General features: G+C 71.7%; 16 protein-coding genes. 12 read left to right on the forward strand and 4 right to left on the reverse strand.

Annotated features, from left to right (window positions below; translation table 11 throughout):
* Positions 1-30: 30 nt before the first annotated feature.
* Positions 31-888 carry a tRNA pseudouridine(38-40) synthase TruA gene (truA, locus tag F1615_RS26740; protein WP_149551605.1) on the forward strand — a complete coding sequence of 286 codons (858 nt, stop codon included), beginning with the start codon at positions 31-33 and terminating at the stop codon, positions 886-888.
* 19 nt (positions 889-907) lie between these two features.
* On the opposite strand, the gene F1615_RS26745 is transcribed toward truA, so the two are convergent.
* Complete coding sequence (locus F1615_RS26745; protein ID WP_149551606.1) at positions 908-1795, reverse strand: hypothetical protein; 888 nt, start codon at positions 1793-1795, stop codon at positions 908-910.
* Between the two features lie 74 nt (positions 1796-1869).
* Here F1615_RS26745 and F1615_RS26750 point away from each other — a divergent pair, with 74 nt between their 5' ends.
* The 4 genes from F1615_RS26750 (at position 1870) to glmM (ending at position 5989) form a co-directional block, all read left to right on the forward strand.
* On the forward strand, positions 1870-3075 hold the full coding sequence (locus F1615_RS26750; protein ID WP_149551607.1) for a glycosyltransferase 87 family protein: 1206 nt from the start codon (positions 1870-1872) through the stop codon (positions 3073-3075).
* A 232-nt stretch (positions 3076-3307) separates the two neighbouring features.
* A complete protein-coding gene (gene rplM / locus F1615_RS26755) occupies positions 3308-3751 on the forward strand; it encodes a 50S ribosomal protein L13 (RefSeq protein ID WP_019526965.1) in 444 nt (147 codons plus the stop codon).
* Positions 3752-3792: 41 nt separating this feature from the next.
* Entirely contained in the window at positions 3793-4305 is a 513-nt protein-coding gene (rpsI, locus tag F1615_RS26760) for a 30S ribosomal protein S9 (protein WP_048458032.1), read from the forward strand.
* 325 nt (positions 4306-4630) lie between these two features.
* Positions 4631-5989, forward strand: a complete 1359-nt coding sequence (gene glmM, locus F1615_RS26765) for a phosphoglucosamine mutase (RefSeq protein WP_149551608.1) — start codon at positions 4631-4633, stop codon at positions 5987-5989.
* 327 nt (positions 5990-6316) lie between these two features.
* Here glmM and F1615_RS26770 read toward each other — a convergent pair whose 3' ends face one another.
* Positions 6317-7264, reverse strand: coding sequence for a DUF389 domain-containing protein (locus tag F1615_RS26770; protein WP_149551609.1), 948 nt, complete (start codon positions 7262-7264; stop codon positions 6317-6319).
* A gap of 19 nt (positions 7265-7283) precedes the next feature.
* Complete coding sequence (gene coaA / locus F1615_RS26775) at positions 7284-8252, reverse strand: type I pantothenate kinase (protein ID WP_167533869.1); 969 nt, start codon at positions 8250-8252, stop codon at positions 7284-7286.
* 219 nt (positions 8253-8471) lie between these two features.
* Here coaA and F1615_RS26780 point away from each other — a divergent pair, with 219 nt between their 5' ends.
* The 6 genes from F1615_RS26780 (at position 8472) to F1615_RS26800 (ending at position 13256) form a co-directional block, all read left to right on the forward strand.
* On the forward strand, positions 8472-9257 hold the full coding sequence (locus F1615_RS26780) for a hypothetical protein (protein ID WP_149551611.1): 786 nt from the start codon (positions 8472-8474) through the stop codon (positions 9255-9257).
* 104 nt (positions 9258-9361) lie between these two features.
* Positions 9362-11209, forward strand: a complete 1848-nt coding sequence (glmS, locus tag F1615_RS26785) for a glutamine--fructose-6-phosphate transaminase (isomerizing) (protein ID WP_149551612.1) — start codon at positions 9362-9364, stop codon at positions 11207-11209.
* Positions 11210-11274: 65 nt separating this feature from the next.
* Complete coding sequence (locus tag F1615_RS26790) at positions 11275-11787, forward strand: DUF3515 family protein (RefSeq protein ID WP_244328867.1); 513 nt, start codon at positions 11275-11277, stop codon at positions 11785-11787.
* A 37-nt stretch (positions 11788-11824) separates the two neighbouring features.
* Complete coding sequence (locus F1615_RS26795; RefSeq protein WP_149551614.1) at positions 11825-12196, forward strand: holo-ACP synthase; 372 nt, start codon at positions 11825-11827, stop codon at positions 12194-12196.
* A complete protein-coding gene (locus F1615_RS36895) occupies positions 12193-12324 on the forward strand; it encodes a hypothetical protein (protein WP_280118909.1) in 132 nt (43 codons plus the stop codon). Before F1615_RS26795 ends, F1615_RS36895 begins: the two co-directional genes overlap by 4 nt.
* 95 nt (positions 12325-12419) lie before the next feature.
* Positions 12420-13256 (forward strand): RNA polymerase sigma factor SigF, encoded by an 837-nt coding sequence (locus tag F1615_RS26800; protein ID WP_167533866.1) that lies wholly within the window; start codon positions 12420-12422, stop codon positions 13254-13256.
* Positions 13257-13324: 68 nt separating this feature from the next.
* Here F1615_RS26800 and F1615_RS26805 read toward each other — a convergent pair whose 3' ends face one another.
* Positions 13325-14512 carry a hypothetical protein gene (locus F1615_RS26805; protein WP_149551616.1) on the reverse strand — a complete coding sequence of 396 codons (1188 nt, stop codon included), beginning with the start codon at positions 14510-14512 and terminating at the stop codon, positions 13325-13327.
* Between the two features lie 158 nt (positions 14513-14670).
* Between F1615_RS26805 and F1615_RS26810 the strand changes: the two genes are divergently transcribed.
* The gene (locus tag F1615_RS26810) at positions 14671-16104 is read left to right on the forward strand and encodes an NAD(P)H-hydrate dehydratase (protein ID WP_149551617.1); all 1434 of its coding nucleotides are present in this window, start codon (positions 14671-14673) and stop codon (positions 16102-16104) included.
* Positions 16105-16143: the final 39 nt, after the last annotated feature.

Raw genomic sequence — 16143 nt, forward strand, 5'->3', positions numbered from 1 at the left:
GCTTTTCTGTGTGGGTGAGAGGATCTCTGTGTGAGTGACGAAGTGCGGCCCGGGTTCGTGCGGGTGCGGCTGGACCTTTCCTACGACGGGACCGAGTTCTCCGGCTGGGCCAAGCAGGCCGGTGGGCGGCGGACCGTGCAGGGGGAGATCGAGGACGCCCTGCGGACCGTGACGCGGTCCGGCGGGACGACGTACGAGCTGACCGTGGCCGGGCGGACCGACGCCGGTGTGCACGCCCGGGGTCAGGTCGCGCACGTCGACCTGCCGCGGGAGGTGTGGGCCGAGCACCACACGAAGCTGCTCAAGCGGCTCGCCGGGCGGCTGCCGAGGGACGTGCGGGTGTGGGCGCTCAGGGAGGCGCCCGCCGGGTTCGACGCGCGGTTCTCCGCGGTCTGGCGGCGCTATGCCTACCGGGTGACCGACAACCCCGGGGGAGTCGACCCGCTGCTGCGCGGCCACGTGCTGTGGCACGACTGGCCGCTCGACGTCGACGCCATGAACGAGGCCGCGCGCGGGCTGCTGGGGGAGCACGACTTCGCCGCGTACTGCAAGCGGCGCGAGGGCGCGACGACCATTCGCACGCTCCAGGAACTGAGCCTGGAGCGGGATGCGGACGGGATCATCACGGCGACCGTCCGGGCGGACGCCTTCTGCCACAACATGGTGCGCTCGCTGATCGGCGCGCTGCTGTTCGTCGGCGACGGCCACCGTCCGCCGGACTGGCCAGGGAAGGTCCTGGCCGCGGGCGTACGGGACTCGGCCGTCCATGTCGTACGCCCGCACGGCCTGACCCTGGAGGAGGTCGGGTACCCCGCCGACGGGCTGCTGGCCGCCCGCAGCAGGGAGGCCCGCAACAAGCGGTCCCTGCCGGCGGCCCGGTGCTGCTGATCCCGGTCCGGCGGCGGCGCTACTCGTTCGCCGCCGCCGACGCCTGGGCCTCGCCCCTGCGGCGGATCTGACGGAACGTGAACTCCTGGAGGTCGTCGCCCGTGGCGAAGACGGCCTTGTCCTGCGTCGTCACGTCCTTGCCGTCCGTGAACCCGGCGAGGGTGAAGTAGGCGTAGCGGCCGTAGGAGTTGGTCGTCGAGCGGCAGACCGCGCCGACACAGAAGTCCTTGACGCCGCCGCCCGAGAGCGACTTGACGATGCTCTTCTTGTCGGCCTGCTGCTTGGCCCCGGTCGCCTGGGCCTCGGTGCCGAAGACCGCCACGCCGACCGTCACCGCCACCTTGTCCTTGGTGTAGGTGACCCGGATCAGGCGGGTGCAGTCGTTGTCGGTGAGGACCTTGGGGAGTGTGGCCTTCGCGGCCGACGCGCAGTTCGTGGTGTCGGCCGTCGGGCCCTTCTTGTACACCGTCTCGCCCATGGTCAGCTGCGTGCCCGGAAAGAGGATGTCGGGGCTCAGCGGGGCCTTGTCCTTCTGCGCGCTGGCGATGAAGTCCTTCGGGTCCAGCGGCGGCGGGGCGCTCGTCGGGGCGAACGACGGGACCGTGCCCGTGGGGCTCGGTAGGGAGACGTCGGAGCCACCGGGCAGCTGGGAGGAGGCGCCAGGCGAGGCCTTCCCGCTGTCGTTCGCCGAGACGACGGCGACCGCCACGGCGGTGCCTATCGCGACGGTGGCGAGTGCGCCGCCGCCTATGAACAGCAGCCGGCGCCGCTTGGCGCGGGCCTCGGACGCGTCGGCGAGCGCCGCCCAGTCGGGCGACTGGCCGGCACCGCCGCTGTTCCACGGCTGCTGGGAATTCGGTTTCCAGGGATCCCACTGCTGTGGAGGTCCCCCCTGCCCAAAGCTCATGGGGCGCATCTTAGACGGGGCAAGGGGTGTGCTGGTCCCGGCCAACGGGTCACCGAGGCCCTAGCGTTGGCCGCATGGCGACGGGCAAAAGCGACATCTCCGGGTGGTTGGTGCGACCTGCGGGTGGCTGGTGGTGGGCCGGACTCGTGGGCGTGCTGGGGGCGCTGACGGTTCATACGGTGCTGGTGACCTCGGACGGAGGCATGGACAACGGGATCGTCGTGGACGCCGCGCGGACCTGGCTGGACGGGGGATCGCCGTACGACGACCGGCATTTCCTCTATTTCCCGAGCGCGGTCATGGCCGCCGTGCCGCAGGCGCTGCTGCCGCGGTCCGTGCTCGACGTGGTGGTGCCGGTCGCGGTGACCGTCGCCCTGGCGCTGGGCTGGGCCTGCGCGCTGCTGCTGCACCGGGTGCCGCTGCGCAGCAGGCTCGCCGTCCTCGGGCTGCTGGGCCTCGCCGCCGGCTTCGCGCCGTTCGGGCAGCTGGTGCGGCTGGGGAACTGGACGGTGACGGCCGTGCTGGCGCTGCCGCTGTGTCTGCTGCTGGTGAGCCGGGGCCGGTGGGTCGCGGCGGGCGCGGTCATCGGAGTGGCGGTGGCGCTCAAGCCGTTGCTCGCGCCGATGGCGCTGCTGTTCCTCTTCGCCCGCCGCTGGGGGGCACTGGCCCTGGTGGTCCTGGTGCCGGCGGTCGCCTCGGTGGTGGCGGCGCTGTTCCTGCCCGACCCCACCGGCTTCCTCACCCGCACCCTGCCCTTCCTGCTGAGCGGCGACGACGCCTTCGTGCGGCTCTACGAGGCCTCGCCGGCGGCCGTGCTGCCCCGGCTCGGCGTGCCCCGGGCCCCGGCCACGCTGCTCGCGCTGCTGATGGCCGCGGCGGGCGTGGTGTGCGCGTACGTGCGCTGGCGCGGGCCGGGTCCGGTGCCGCTGCGCCTCGCGGAGACGTCCGCCGGGCTGATGCTGTCGGCGTTCCTGGTCTCCCGGCCCTCCTACAACCACTACCTCCTGGTGGTGCTGCCGCTGCTGCTCGCCGGGCTGCCGTACGCCGGTGCGGTGGCCCGGCGGCCCTGGTTCTGGCTCGCCCTGGTGCCTCAGCTGCCGGGAGTGACGTGGCCGTGGCTGGAGTCGGGGAGGCGGCGGGCGTTCCGGGACGCCTTCACGCTGTGTGCGCTGTCGGTGACCGTCTCGTACCACTGCGTGCGGGGCGCGCGGGTGACGCGCGGGGCGGACGGGCCGCCTCGGACGCCGGAGGGGCGGCGTGCGGCCGTAGAATCGGCGTAGCCCACCGACGGCGGTCTCGTTTTGACCCGTCCGGCCGAGCGTGGGTATCCTGCATGTTCGTTGTGTGTAGTGGCTTACTCATTCTCACGTGAGGGGCCCTTACACCGGTCCACCGGGCCGATGACCAGCGACCAGCACGCGGTTTGCGTCACCGCTGTGCGGTCAGGGCTGTCGTGATCGTCTTCGGTGACCTTGTCAGGACCATTCACTGAAGAAGCGAAGGCTACGAACCGTGCGTACGTACAGCCCCAAGCCCGGCGATGTGACGCGCCAGTGGCACGTCATCGACGCTCAGGACGTCGTCCTGGGCCGTCTGGCCTCCACTGCGGCCTCCATCCTGCGCGGCAAGCACAAGCCGATCTACGCGCCCCACGTCGACACCGGTGACTTCGTCATCATCATCAACGCGGACAAGGTGCACCTCTCCGGCAACAAGCGGACCCAGAAGATGGCGTACCGCCACTCGGGCTACCCGGGTGGTCTGCGCTCCGTCCGCTACGACGAGCTGCTCGCGAAGAACCCCGAGAAGGCCATCGAGAAGGCCGTCAAGGGCATGCTCCCCAAGAACACCCTGGGCCGTCAGATGCTCTCGAAGCTGAAGGTCTACTCGGGCGACCAGCACCCGCACGCTGCCCAGCAGCCGGTGCCGTTCGAGATCACCCAGGTCGCGCAGTAAGTCCGGCCACCCCTAAGACTGAACTGAATCTGAGGAGAATCGTGGCCGAGACCACTGCCGAGCAGCCGCTCGAAGAGCTTGACATCGACAGCTACACCACCGAGTCCGAGGCGCCCGTCGAGGGCGAGTACACCTCGGAGTCCATGGCTTCCCGCTTCGGCGAGCCCCAGCCGGCCGCCGGCCTGGGCCGTCGCAAGAACGCCATCGCCCGCGTCCGGATCGTCCCGGGCACCGGCAAGTGGAAGATCAACGGTCGCACCCTCGAGGACTACTTCCCGAACAAGGTGCACCAGCAGGAAGTCAACGAGCCCTTCAAGGTGCTCGAGCTCGAGGGCCGTTACGACGTCATCGCCCGCATCGCGGGTGGCGGTGTCTCCGGTCAGGCCGGTGCGCTCCGTCTCGGTGTCGCCCGTGCGCTGAACGAGGCGGACGTCGACAACAACCGCGGTGCGCTGAAGAAGGCCGGCTTCCTGCGCCGCGACGACCGTGCGGTCGAGCGGAAGAAGGCCGGTCTGAAGAAGGCCCGCAAGGCCCCGCAGTACAGCAAGCGCTGATCACAGGGCGCTCGCGCGTACTCCGAACGCCCCGGCGGCACGCCACAGTGCTGCCGGGGCGTTCGTTTATTCACTGCCGTGGGCGTATAACGGCACAAGGCGCTCAAACGCTAATGTGATCGGATGGTCGGGTGTCGGGCATGGCCGGTGCGGTGCGTGCCCGGGGTGCGGAGCCGCACGCACTCGCATCGCGACGGTTGCGGCGGTCGTAACGTCGTGACGGTCGTCAGGTTTCGAGCGTCGGACACATCACACGCTTCGTCAGTGGCACGAACGTCGGCCGTACGGCTTTCAATACTGAACTGACGCTTCCTCAGGAGGACAAGTGGGACGACTCTTCGGCACGGACGGCGTGCGCGGTGTCGCCAACGCGGACCTGACGGCAGAGATGGCGCTCGGCCTGTCCGTCGCCGCGGCGCACGTACTGGCCGAGGCGGGCACGTTCGAGGGACACCGGCCCACCGCCGTGGTCGGGCGTGACCCGCGCGCGTCCGGAGAGTTCCTGGAGGCCGCCGTGGTCGCGGGCCTCGCCAGCGCGGGCGTGGACGTCCTGCGCGTCGGCGTGCTGCCGACGCCGGCGGTGGCGTACCTCACCGGCGCGCTCGGCGCCGACCTCGGTGTGATGCTCTCCGCGAGCCACAACGCCATGCCGGACAACGGCGTCAAGTTCTTCGCGCGCGGCGGTCACAAGCTCGCCGACGAGCTGGAGGACCGGATCGAGTCCGTGTACGAGGAGCACCGCACCGGCGCGCCGTGGGACCGCCCGACCGGCGCCGGTGTCGGCCGCGTGCGGGACTACGAGGAGGGGCTGGAGAAGTACGTCACCCACCTCGTCGGCGTTCTCCCGAACCGGCTGGACGGTCTGCGGATCGTCCTCGACGAGGCGCACGGTGCCGCCGCGCAGGTCTCGCCTGAGGCGTTCACGCGGGCCGGGGCCGAGGTCGTCACGATCGGGACCGAGCCGGACGGGCTCAACATCAACGACGGCTGCGGCTCGACCCACCTCGACCGGCTGAAGGCCGCGGTCGTCGAGCACGGGGCCGCGCTGGGCATCGCCCACGACGGCGACGCCGACCGGTGCCTGGCCGTGGACCACACCGGTGAGGAGGTCGACGGCGACCAGATCCTCGCGGTGCTGGCGCTGGCGATGCGGGAGCGGTCCGCGCTGCGGTCCGACACCGTCGTGGCGACGGTGATGTCGAACCTCGGGTTCAAGCTGGCGATGGAGCGGGAGGGCATCCGGCTGGTGCAGACCGCTGTCGGTGACCGGTACGTGCTGGAGGAGATGAAGGAGAAGGACTACGCCCTCGGCGGCGAGCAGTCCGGGCACGTCATCATCCTCGACCACGCGACGACCGGCGACGGCACGCTGACCGGTCTGCTGCTCGCGGCCCGGGTGGCCGGGACCGGCCGGACGCTGCGGGAGCTGGCGTCGGTGATGGAGCGGCTTCCGCAGGTGCTGATCAATGTGCCGGACGTGGACAAGTCCCGGGTGAAGACCTCCGCGGAACTCGCGGCGGCGGTCGGTGAGGCGGAGCGTGAACTGGGGGAGACGGGGCGTGTGCTCCTGCGGTCCTCGGGCACGGAACCGCTGGTCCGCGTGATGGTCGAAGCGGCGGACATCGACCAGGCCCGCTCGGTGGCCGGGCGCCTGGCGGACGCGGTCAAGTCGGCGCTGGGGTAGGTGCGCGGCTGACGCCTGCGGCGCAGCGGGCTGTGCGGCGGGGGTGCGCGTAGCGCCTTCTGCCGGTGGGTGGGTCGGGGCCGGGTCGGGGGTGTACGTCCTCGGACTGGCGCGACCGGGTCGCTCGGTGGAGGTGCGGGGCGTTGACTCGCACCAGCCGCTGCGGGCGCACACCCCCGCCCCGTCCCCTTCCCGCCGTACGCGGCCACTGCCGCGCCGCCGTTTCCGCGGACTGCCCGCCGCTTCCGCGGGCAGTCGTGACGCTGGGGCGATGGGGGAGGGTGGGCGCGACGGTGCCCCGCGAGTGCCGGGCTGTGTGGCCCCCGGTCAGGCGGGTCTGCGTTTGTGTAGGCGGTCGTGTTGTCTGGCCCAGAGGGCCTTCTGCGTCAGCAGGGTCAGCGTCCCCGCGAGGGTGATCGCCAGCAGGTTGAGCAGCAACTGCTGGGACGAACCCCACGTCTGCACCGTGTCCCCGTAACTCAGCGCCACGGCGGCGTTCGCGGCGGCCGGCACCGTCGTGACCGAGATGGCGACGCCCACCAGCGCACCCGACTTCGCGGACGTCAGCGACAGCGTGCCGGCCACTCCGGCCAGTACCGCCACGACGAAGGAGAACCAGTCGGGCGCGTACACGAAGCCGGTCTGTGGCCGGTCGCCATCAAGCTTCTCCTCGGTGAACAGACCGACCGCGTCCATGAAGAGGCTGAAGCCCACCGTCAGCGCCATCGCCACCGCGAACCCCACCAGCAGCGCGACCACCGAACGTGCCGCGAGGCGCGGCCGGCGCTGCACCGCCGCCGTGGAGATGCCGGCCAGCGGGCCGAACTCCGGACCCACCGCCATCGCGCCCACGATCAGGATCGCGTTGTCCAGGACGACACCGCACGCCGCGATCATGGTCGCCAGCGTGAGGAACGCGAGGTAGGTGACCGAGAGGGTCGACTCCTCGTGGGTGGTGTCGGTCAGTCGCTCCCACAGCACCGCGTCCGCGCTCTCGCCCGGCGCCTCCTTCTCCGCCTTGTCCGCGCGCTGCGACAGCGACAGGTCGACGTTCTCCACGGCGATGGAACCGGTCGTGTGCAGTCCGAGCCGCTGCAGCCCGCTGATCAGATCGTCGCCGGCCTCCCGGGCCACGTCGCACAGCACGACGTCCCCGGCGGGGTCGCGGGCGGCACCCGGCAGTACACAGAGGTGCGCGGTCCCGATCGTCCCCCCGATCAGCCGGACCACGTCATCGGTCTGTTCGGCGGGTGTGATCAGGCGCAGGTGCAGCATGGCGGCAGCGTAGTCAGGTTCACAGCTTGCGCAGGCTGAGACGCTGGACCTTGTGGTCCGGGCCCTTGCGCAGGACCAGGGTGGCCCGGCCCCGGGTGGGGGCGATGTTCTCCACCAGGTTGGGCTTGTTGATGGTGCGCCACATCGTGCGGGCGTAGTCGAGGGCCTCCTCCTCGGAGACCTGGGTGTACTTGCGGAAGTACGACGACGGGTCCTGGAACGCGGTCTCGCGCAGCCTCTTGAAGCGGTGGAGGTACCAGCGCTCGATGTCCTCGGTGCGGGCGTCGACGTACACGCTGAAGTCGAAATAGTCGGCGAGCCCGACCCGGGTGCGGCCGTCCTGGCCGGGCAGGGCGGGCTGGAGGACGTTGAGTCCCTCGACGATCAGGATGTCCGGGCGGCGCACGGTGAGCTTCTCGCCCGGGACGATGTCGTAGATCAGGTGGGAGTAGACGGGGGCGGTGACCTCGGCCTTGCCCGCTTTGACGTCGGCGACGAAACGGGTGAGGGCCCGGCGGTCGTACGACTCGGGGAACCCCTTGCGCGACATCAGGCCGCGCTCCTGGAGCTCCTTGGTCGGCAGCAGGAAGCCGTCCGTGGTGACCAATTCCACGCGGGGGTGCTCCGGCCAGCGGGACAGCAGGGCGCGGAGCAGCCGGGCCACCGTGGACTTGCCGACGGCCACGGAACCGGCGACCCCTATGACGAAGGGCGTGCCCGACTGGGAGCCCTGCTCGCCGAGGAACGTGTTCAGGGCGCCCCGGAGGCCGTCGGTGGCGCCGACGTAGAGATTGAGCAGCCGGGAGAGCGGGAGGTAGATGTCGCGTACCTCGTCGAGGTCGATGACGTCACCGAGACCGCGCAGCTGTTCGACCTCGGCGGCCGACAGTGGCAGCGGGGTCTTGTCGCGCAGCGCGCTCCACTCGGCGCGGGTGAGGTCGACGTAGGGAGTCGCCTCCGGCCGCTGCCGGTGGGCGCTCCGGGGCATCGAGGAGACCGGAGAGATCACAGTCCATTGTTAACGGAGTTCGAACGGGGCGACAGGTGTGCTGTGTCACGCCCGCCCGTCTCCGGTGCCCCTGCGGGATCACGTGCTGATCACGGTCGCGTACCGGGTGGTCGCTCGAAGATCATTTGCGCGGTTCCGGCGGTTAGGGTGCGCGCAACGCGTTGCGGATTCCTCCGCGCCTTCGAGAAAGAGTTCCCCGTGAGAACCAGCGCCGTCCGTCGTACCGTGCTCGCCGCCTCCGCCGCCGCGCTCGCCCTGCTCGTCACCGCCTGTGGTGGCTCCGGTGACGAGGGCGAGACCGGCGACGGCAAGGGCAAGGCCGACTCGAGCGCCTCCGCCGAGCCGGCGGGCAAGGCGCTCGGCGCCGCCGAGCTGGAGAAAGCCGCGCTCGCCCAGGCGGACGTCAAGAGCGGCAAGGTCGCCACCAAGCTTCCGGCGACGGACGACATCGCCAAGGACCAGGTGAAGTCGGGCGACGCGGCCTGCCTGCCGCTGGCCCACGCCCAGGCCGGTGTGGCCCAGGGCGAGCCCGCGGCGACCGTGAAGCGGTCCTGGACGGGCGAGCCCGTGAAGCCCTCCGAGGGCACGAACCCCGAGGACGCCCTGCTGGCCTCCCTCGACGTGGACAAGATGCTGATCAACCTCGCCTCCTACGACGGCGACGGCGCCGCACAGGCGGTGAAGGGCCTGACCACCGCCGCCGAGAAGTGCGCGGGCGGCTTCACCGCCACCGTGGCCGGTGAGGAGATGAAGGTCGTCAAGGTCGCCACGACCGCGGCTCCGGAGGGCGGGGACGAGGGCACCGCGATCACCCTGACCGTGGCCGCCGAGGAGGACGTCCAGGCGCCGAGCAAGATCGTTGTCGTCCGCAAGGGCGCCACTCTGGTCTCCTTCAGCGCCGTCAATCTGGCTGCCATGGCCACCGGTGAGGACTTCGACGTCCCGGCGGACGTCGTCGACGCCCAGGTGGCCAAGCTCGGCTGACGCCGCGTGCGACTCCCACCGGTGCCTCGTGCACCGGTGGGAATTTCCGATTTCGGGCACGCAGCGGCGGTTTCCGGCGGCTGACGGATCGTAGGCTGCCGGTCATGTGCGGAATCGTGGGATACGTGGGGCCGCAGTCGGCGCTGGACGTCGTGACGGCCGGACTGAAGCGACTGGAGTACCGGGGCTACGACTCGGCGGGTGTCGCCGTGCAGGCCGACGGCGGACTGGCGACGGCGAAGAAGGCCGGCAAGCTGCTCAACCTCGAGAAGGAACTGGCCGACCGCCCGCTGCCGGCCGCGACCACCGGTATCGGGCACACCCGTTGGGCCACGCACGGCGGTCCGACCGACGCCAACGCCCATCCGCACATCGACAACGCGGGCCGGGTCGCCGTCGTCCACAACGGCATCATCGAGAACTTCGCCGCCCTGCGCGAGGAGCTGGCCGAGCGTGGCCACGAGCTCCGCTCCGAGACGGACACCGAGGTCGTCGCCCACCTGCTCGCCGAGGAGTTCTCCGCCTGCGCCGACCTGGCGGAGGCCATGCGGCTGGTGTGCCGGCGTCTGGAGGGCGCGTTCACCCTGGTCGCCGTGCACGCGGACGAGCCGGACGTGGTCGTCGGCGCGCGCCGCAACTCGCCGCTGGTGGTGGGCGTCGGGGAGGGCGAGGCCTTCCTCGCCTCGGACGTCGCCGCCTTCATCGCGCACACGCGGTCCGCGATCGAGCTGGGCCAGGACCAGGTCGTCGAGCTGCGCAGGGACGCGGTGACGGTCACCGACTTCGACGGCGGCGCGGCCGACGTCCGCGAGTACCACGTCGACTGGGACGCCTCCGCCGCCGAGAAGGACGGCTACGCCTCCTTCATGCTCAAGGAGATCGCCGAGCAGCCGAAGGCGGTCGCCGACACCCTGCTGGGCCGTATCGACGGGTCGGGCTCGCTGACCCTGGACGAGGTGCGCATCCCGGCGAACGTCCTGCGCGAGGTCGACAAGGTCGTCATCGTCGCCTGCGGTACGGCCTTCCACGCCGGGCTGATCGCCAAGTACGCCATCGAGCACTGGACGCGGATCCCCTGCGAGGTGGAACTGGCGAGCGAGTTCCGCTACCGGGACCCCATTCTCGACCAGCAGACCCTGGTCGTCGCCATCTCCCAGTCCGGCGAGACCATGGACACGCTGATGGCCCTGCGTCACGCCCGCGAGCAGGGCGCCAAGGTCCTCGCGATCTGCAACACCAACGGCTCCACGATCCCGCGGGAGTCGGACGCGGTGCTGTACACGCACGCCGGACCGGAGGTCGCGGTCGCCTCGACCAAGGCGTTCCTGACCCAGCTGGTCGCCTGCTACCTGGTCGCGCTGTACCTGGGCCAGGTGCGGGGCACCAAGTGGGCCGACGAGATCCGCGCGGTGGTCCGGGACCTGTCCTCGGTCTCCGGTGCGGTGGACCGCGTGCTCCGGACCATGGAGCCGGTGCGGGAACTGGCCCGTTCCCTCGTGGCCGAGGACACGGTGCTGTTCCTGGGCCGGCACGTGGGCTATCCGGTGGCGCTGGAGGGGGCCCTGAAGCTGAAGGAGCTCGCGTACATGCACGCGGAGGGCTTCGCGGCGGGTGAGCTGAAGCACGGGCCGATCGCGCTGATCGAGGACGACCTGCCGGTCGTCGTGGTCGTCCCGTCGCCGCGCGGGCGCTCCGTCCTCCACGACAAGATCGTCTCCAACATCCAGGAGATCCGCGCGCGCGGTGCGCGGACGATCGTGATCGCGGAGGAGGGCGACGAGGCGGTGGTGCCGTACGCGGACCACCTGATCCGGATCCCGGCCACCCCGACGCTGCTCCAGCCGCTGGTGGCGACGGTGCCGTTGCAGGTCTTCGCGTGCGAGCTGGCGACGGCCCGGGGCAACGAGGTGGACCAGCCGCGCAACCTGGCGAAGTCGGTGACGGTGGAGTAGGCGCGGACCGGGGCCCGGAGGGGTGGGTGCGGGAGGCCGGGGCCGGGTGGTGGAGGATGGAGTCCGTGAGACCGGAAGAAGCTGGACGGACCCTGCGCAAGGCGTTCACGCCGGTGCGGGTGGCGATCGCGGGCGTCGTCGTGGCGGCCGCGGTGTCCGCCTTCCTGGTAGTGGATTCCCACAGGATCGATTCCGCCCCGCGGGGCGGCGACGCGCGGTGTTCCGACGTCGTGGACCGGCTGCCCGACGAGGCCGGCGCGCGATCGCGTGACTGGGCGCTCGGGGACGGTGTCGCCTCGTGGGGCGACCGCTCGCTGGTGCTTCGCTGCGGGGTCGACGAACTCCAGCCGAGCGTCAACCTCTGCGTCTCGGCCGACGGGGTCGACTGGGTCCTGGACGAGGACAGGATGAAGGCGGAGGGTGTGAGTGTGCTCACGACGTACGGGCGCTCTCCGGCGGTGGAAGTCACCTACGACGGGCCGCGGGAAGACGTCGGCGGAATTCTCGTCGAGCTCAACGAGTCCGTCGACTGGATTCCGCAGCAGCGCAAATGCATCGGGGCCGGTGACACCTTGTAGGGGCTTTGCGGGGCCGGCCCGGCCGTAAGGTGCCGGTATGAGCATCATCGGAGTGGGGATCGACGTGGCCGAGATCGACCGGTTCGCGGCGTCCCTGGAGCGGACGCCCGGGCTGGCCCGGCGGCTCTTCGTGGACAGCGAACTGCTGCTGCCCAGCGGGGAGCGGCGCGGCGTCGCCTCCCTCGCCGCGCGGTTCGCCGCCAAGGAGGCGTTGGCCAAGGCGCTCGGGGCGCCCGCGGGGCTGTACTGGACCGACGCCGAGGTGTGGTGCGAGGACAGCGGGCAGCCGCGGCTGCGGGTCAAGGGGACGGTCGCCGCCCGGGCGGCCGAACTCGGTGTGCGGTCCTGGCACGTGTCGCTCAGTCACGACGCCGGGGTGGCGTCGGCGGTCGTCGTCGCGGAGGGGTGAGCCCGGTGCTCGCCTTCGCCGGGGCCGGGGCCGACCTGCCCGTTTGGGGTGATGTGTTCCTCGTCGTCGGCGCCGTGCTCACCGTCGTCTTCGCCCTCGTACGCGTGACGCGCCGACGTCGTCGGTGATTGCCGTGCGTGCTTCGCCTGAACGGGGGTAGACGCGAGTAGCCGGTGCCCGGAGCGGGGCCGATCGAAAGGGAGGGCTAACAGTGACGTCGACGATGGCACGGACGGACCGAGCTCGTAGCGTGACCGAGCTGCCGGAGGTCGCCGATCCCGGCCAGGTCGCGCCGCAGGACGCCCGGGAGCTGTCCAAGCAGTTCTTCCGCCGGCTGACGGAGCTGGAGGAGGGCACCCACGAGTACCAGTACGCGCGCAACACGCTGATCGAGATGAACATGTCCCTCGTCCGCTACGCGGCGGGCCGGTTCCGCAGCCGCGGTCCGGAGGAGATGGAGGACATCGTCCAGGTCGGCATGATCGGGCTGATCAAGGCGATCGACCGGTTCGAGCTCTCCCGTGAGGTGGAGTTCACCTCCTTCGCGATTCCCTACATCGTCGGCGAGATCAAGCGGTTCTTCCGGGACACCTCCTGGTCCGTGCATGTGCCGCGCCGCCTCCAGGAGGCCCGGGTGCAGCTCGCCCGCGCCACGGAGGAACTGCGCAGCCGGCTGGGCCGCACGCCCACGACCGCCGAGCTCGCGCAGCTGATGAGCCTGACCGAGGAAGAGGTCAACGAGGCCCGGATCGCGTCCAACGGCTACAACTCCGCGTCGCTCGACGCCGCCATCGGCAGCGAGCCGGACGGCGAGAGCGTGCTCGCGGACTTCATCGGCACCGAGGACGCCGCGCTGGGACTGGTCGAGGACTTCCACGCGCTCGCCCCGATGATCGCCGACCTCGACGAGCGCGAGCGCAAGATCGTGCACTGGCGGTTCGTGGAGGAGCTGACGCAGGCGGAGATCGGTGAGCGCCTCGGCTGCTCCCAGATGCACGTGTCGCGCCTGCTCTCCCGCACGCTGAAGCGGCTGCGGGCGGGCATGCTCAGCACGAACTGACGACGGGTTTCACGGCGGGTGAGGTGGTGCGGGGTGCGGCCGGGGGCCGCACCCCGCACGCGTGTCCGCTAGCAGATCGACTGGCTGCTGTTCACCAGACGGTTGTTGCGGAACGTGGTGTTCTCGCCGCAGGGGCTCTCGCGGATCGAGGAGTTCGTCACCGTGAGGTTCTGGACGGTGATGTCCCGGTTGTTCGGGAATTCCGAGCGCGCCGCGAGGCGGATCTCGCCGCCGCCCGTGACCGTGCCGCTCTGGGCGGCGAGGTTCACGTTGTAGCAGTTCTCGATGAGGATCGCGTTGTTGCCGGTGCCGGAGAGCGTGACCCTGTCGATCGTCGCGCCGCCGCTCTCGGAGACGCAGAACACACCCCGCCCGCCGCCGCGCGCGACGACCTCGCCCACGCGGATGTTGGTGGGGTAGGAGCTGCCGATCCGGCCGTTGCGGTTGGCCATGCGGAAGGCGGCGTACCCGGTGCCGGTGCCCGCGTTCTCCGCGTCCACCCGGGAGACGGTGGCGTTGACCGTCTGGTTCAGCAGCAGGCCGGACTCGCCGACGTTGCGGGCGGTCACCGTGCCGATGGTCAGGCCGTCGACGCCGTAGGTCTCCACGGCGTGGCTGGACGCGCCGGAGACGTACACGTTGTCGATGCGCACGTTGCGCGTCCACTGGCTGGTGTCGCCGCGGTTGTCGATGCGGACGCCGAGGCCGCGACTCAGGCGCATGTCGATCTGGCCGAGGACCACGTTCTGCACGTTGCGCAGGAAGACGCCGTACAGCGGGGAGCCGATGACGTTGAGGTGCTGCACCTCGACGTCCCGGGTGCCGCGGGAGTAGACCGGGGCCTGGTCGCCGGAACCGCTGCCGGTGACGTTGATGGTGCCGCACACGTCGAGCACCGTGTAGCTCGGCAGGGAGATGCGGGAACCGGCGGAGACCGAGCCCGAGCCGCGGACCACGACCCGCTCCTTGCTCGTGCGGCCGGAGGACAGGCTGCCGATCGCGGCCTGGACGGCCGCGCGCATGTCGGTGCCGGTGTACACGGTGCTGCTGCCGCGCCGGGCGGTCCAGGTGCTGCCGTTCAGTACCGCCTCGGCCTGGTACGAGCCGTCGCCGCAGGCGGCGGCTCGGGCGGGGGCCGGGGGCGCGGTCGTGGTGGCCGTGGCGGGGGCGGCGACGGCGGGGGCCGTGATGGTGCCCGCGGCGGTGAGGAGTGCGGTGGCGCCCGCTGCTGCGAGGAGTGCGGCTCTGCGTCCCATGGGTCCTCTGCTCCTGTTGTCATCTGTCGTCGAACCGATTCGACTGAATCGATTCATACGGTGGGGGGCGGAGAGTTTGGCAAGGGCATGGCAATGCGTCAAGCGGGCGGCCGCTCGGTTACGGGAACCGGCCCCGCCCGTACGGGAGACTCGGACGCATGCGGACTGCGTACAGCGTGGAGACGGTCAGGACGGCGGAGCGGGAACTGATGGCACGGCTGCCGGAGGGGGCGCTGATGCAACGCGCCGCCGCCGGACTCGCCGCGGCCTGCGCGGACGTGCTGGGGCGGGTGTACGGCAGCAGGGTCGTCCTGCTCGTCGGCAGCGGGGACAACGGCGGCGACGCCCTGTACGCCGGTGCCCGCCTGGCCCGGCGCGGCGCGGGCGTGAGCGCGGTGCTGCTGGCACCGGAACGCGCCCACGCGGGCGGGCTCGGGGCGCTGCGCCGGGCGGGCGGACGGGCGGTGGGGACGGACGGGGCCCGGGAGCTGATCGAACGGTCGGACCTCGTCGTCGACGGCATCGTCGGGATCGGCGGCACGGGCGGGCTGCGCCCGGAGGCGGTCCCGCTCGCCGAGGCCGCCGAGCGGGCGCGGGCGGCCGTGGTCGCCGTCGACCTGCCGAGCGGGGTCGACGCCGACACCGGGGAGGTGCGGGGGAGGGCGGTCCGCGCCGACCTCACGGTGACCTTCGGCACGCACAAACCGGGGCTGCTGATCGATCCGGCGCGGGAGTACGCGGGGACCGTGCGGCTGGTCGACATCGGGCTGTCGCTGCCCGAGGAGCCGGAGCTGGAGGCACTGCAGCACGCGGACGTGGCGCGCCTGCTGCCGGTGCCGCGCGCCGAGAGCGACAAGTACCGGCGGGGTGTCGTCGGCATCGCCGCCGGGTCCGCCCGCTATCCGGGCGCCGCGGTGCTCGCGGTGGCGGGGGCGCTGCGGGGCGGTGCGGGGGCGGTGCGGTACGTCGGTCCCGCCGGGGAGGCGGTGATCGCCCGCTTCCCGGAGACGCTGGTGTCGGACCGCGGGCCGAAGCACGCGGGCCGGGTGCAGGCGTGGGTGGTCGGACCCGGGGCCGGTGACGACGTGGCGACGGTCGCGGAGGTGCTGGCGGCGGACGTGCCCGTGCTGATCGACGCGGACGGGCTGCGGCTGGCGGAGGCGTCCGCGGTACGGGACCGCCGGGCGCCGACACTGATGACCCCGCACGCGGGGGAGGCCGCCGCGCTGCTCGGCGTCGAACGGGAGCAGGTCGAGGGCGGCCGGCTGTCCGCGGTGCGGGAACTCGCCGGGCTGTACGGGGCGACCGTGCTGTTGAAGGGGTCCACGACTCTGGTCGCGGGTGCGGGCGGCGGGCCCGTACGGGTGAACCCGACGGGGACGTCGTGGCTGGCCACGGCGGGCAGCGGTGACGTTCTGTCGGGGCTCGGGGGCTCGCTGCTGGCGGCGGGGCTTCCGGCGGTGGACGCGGCGAGCGCGGCGGCGTACCTGCACGGGCTGGCGGGGCGGTTCGCGGCGGACGGGGCGCCGGTGGGGGCGCGGGATGTGGCGGAGCGGATCGCGGGGGCGTGGCGGAGCGTGGTGCGGGGGTGAGGGGGCGGGGGGTGCGGGGCGGAGCCTGAGGGTCTTTCG

Source organism: Streptomyces marokkonensis, from assembly GCF_008312835.1.
GTDB classification, from domain to species: domain Bacteria; phylum Actinomycetota; class Actinomycetes; order Streptomycetales; family Streptomycetaceae; genus Streptomyces; species Streptomyces marokkonensis_A.

Coding starts and splice junctions, on each gene's coding strand:
- F1615_RS26770 (WP_149551609.1), bottom strand. CDS start 7,264: ATGCTGCACCTGCGCCTGATCACACCCGCCGAACAGACCGATGACGTG.
- coaA (WP_167533869.1), bottom strand. CDS start 8,252: ATGCCCCGGAGCGCCCACCGGCAGCGGCCGGAGGCGACTCCCTACGTC.
- F1615_RS26805 (WP_149551616.1), bottom strand. CDS start 14,512: ATGGGACGCAGAGCCGCACTCCTCGCAGCAGCGGGCGCCACCGCACTC.
- F1615_RS26750 (WP_149551607.1), top strand. CDS start 1,870: ATGGCGACGGGCAAAAGCGACATCTCCGGGTGGTTGGTGCGACCTGCG.
- glmS (WP_149551612.1), top strand. CDS start 9,362: ATGTGCGGAATCGTGGGATACGTGGGGCCGCAGTCGGCGCTGGACGTC.
- F1615_RS26795 (WP_149551614.1), top strand. CDS start 11,825: ATGAGCATCATCGGAGTGGGGATCGACGTGGCCGAGATCGACCGGTTC.
- F1615_RS26800 (WP_167533866.1), top strand. CDS start 12,420: ATGGCACGGACGGACCGAGCTCGTAGCGTGACCGAGCTGCCGGAGGTC.
- F1615_RS26810 (WP_149551617.1), top strand. CDS start 14,671: ATGCGGACTGCGTACAGCGTGGAGACGGTCAGGACGGCGGAGCGGGAA.
- F1615_RS26745 (WP_149551606.1), bottom strand. CDS start 1,795: ATGAGCTTTGGGCAGGGGGGACCTCCACAGCAGTGGGATCCCTGGAAA.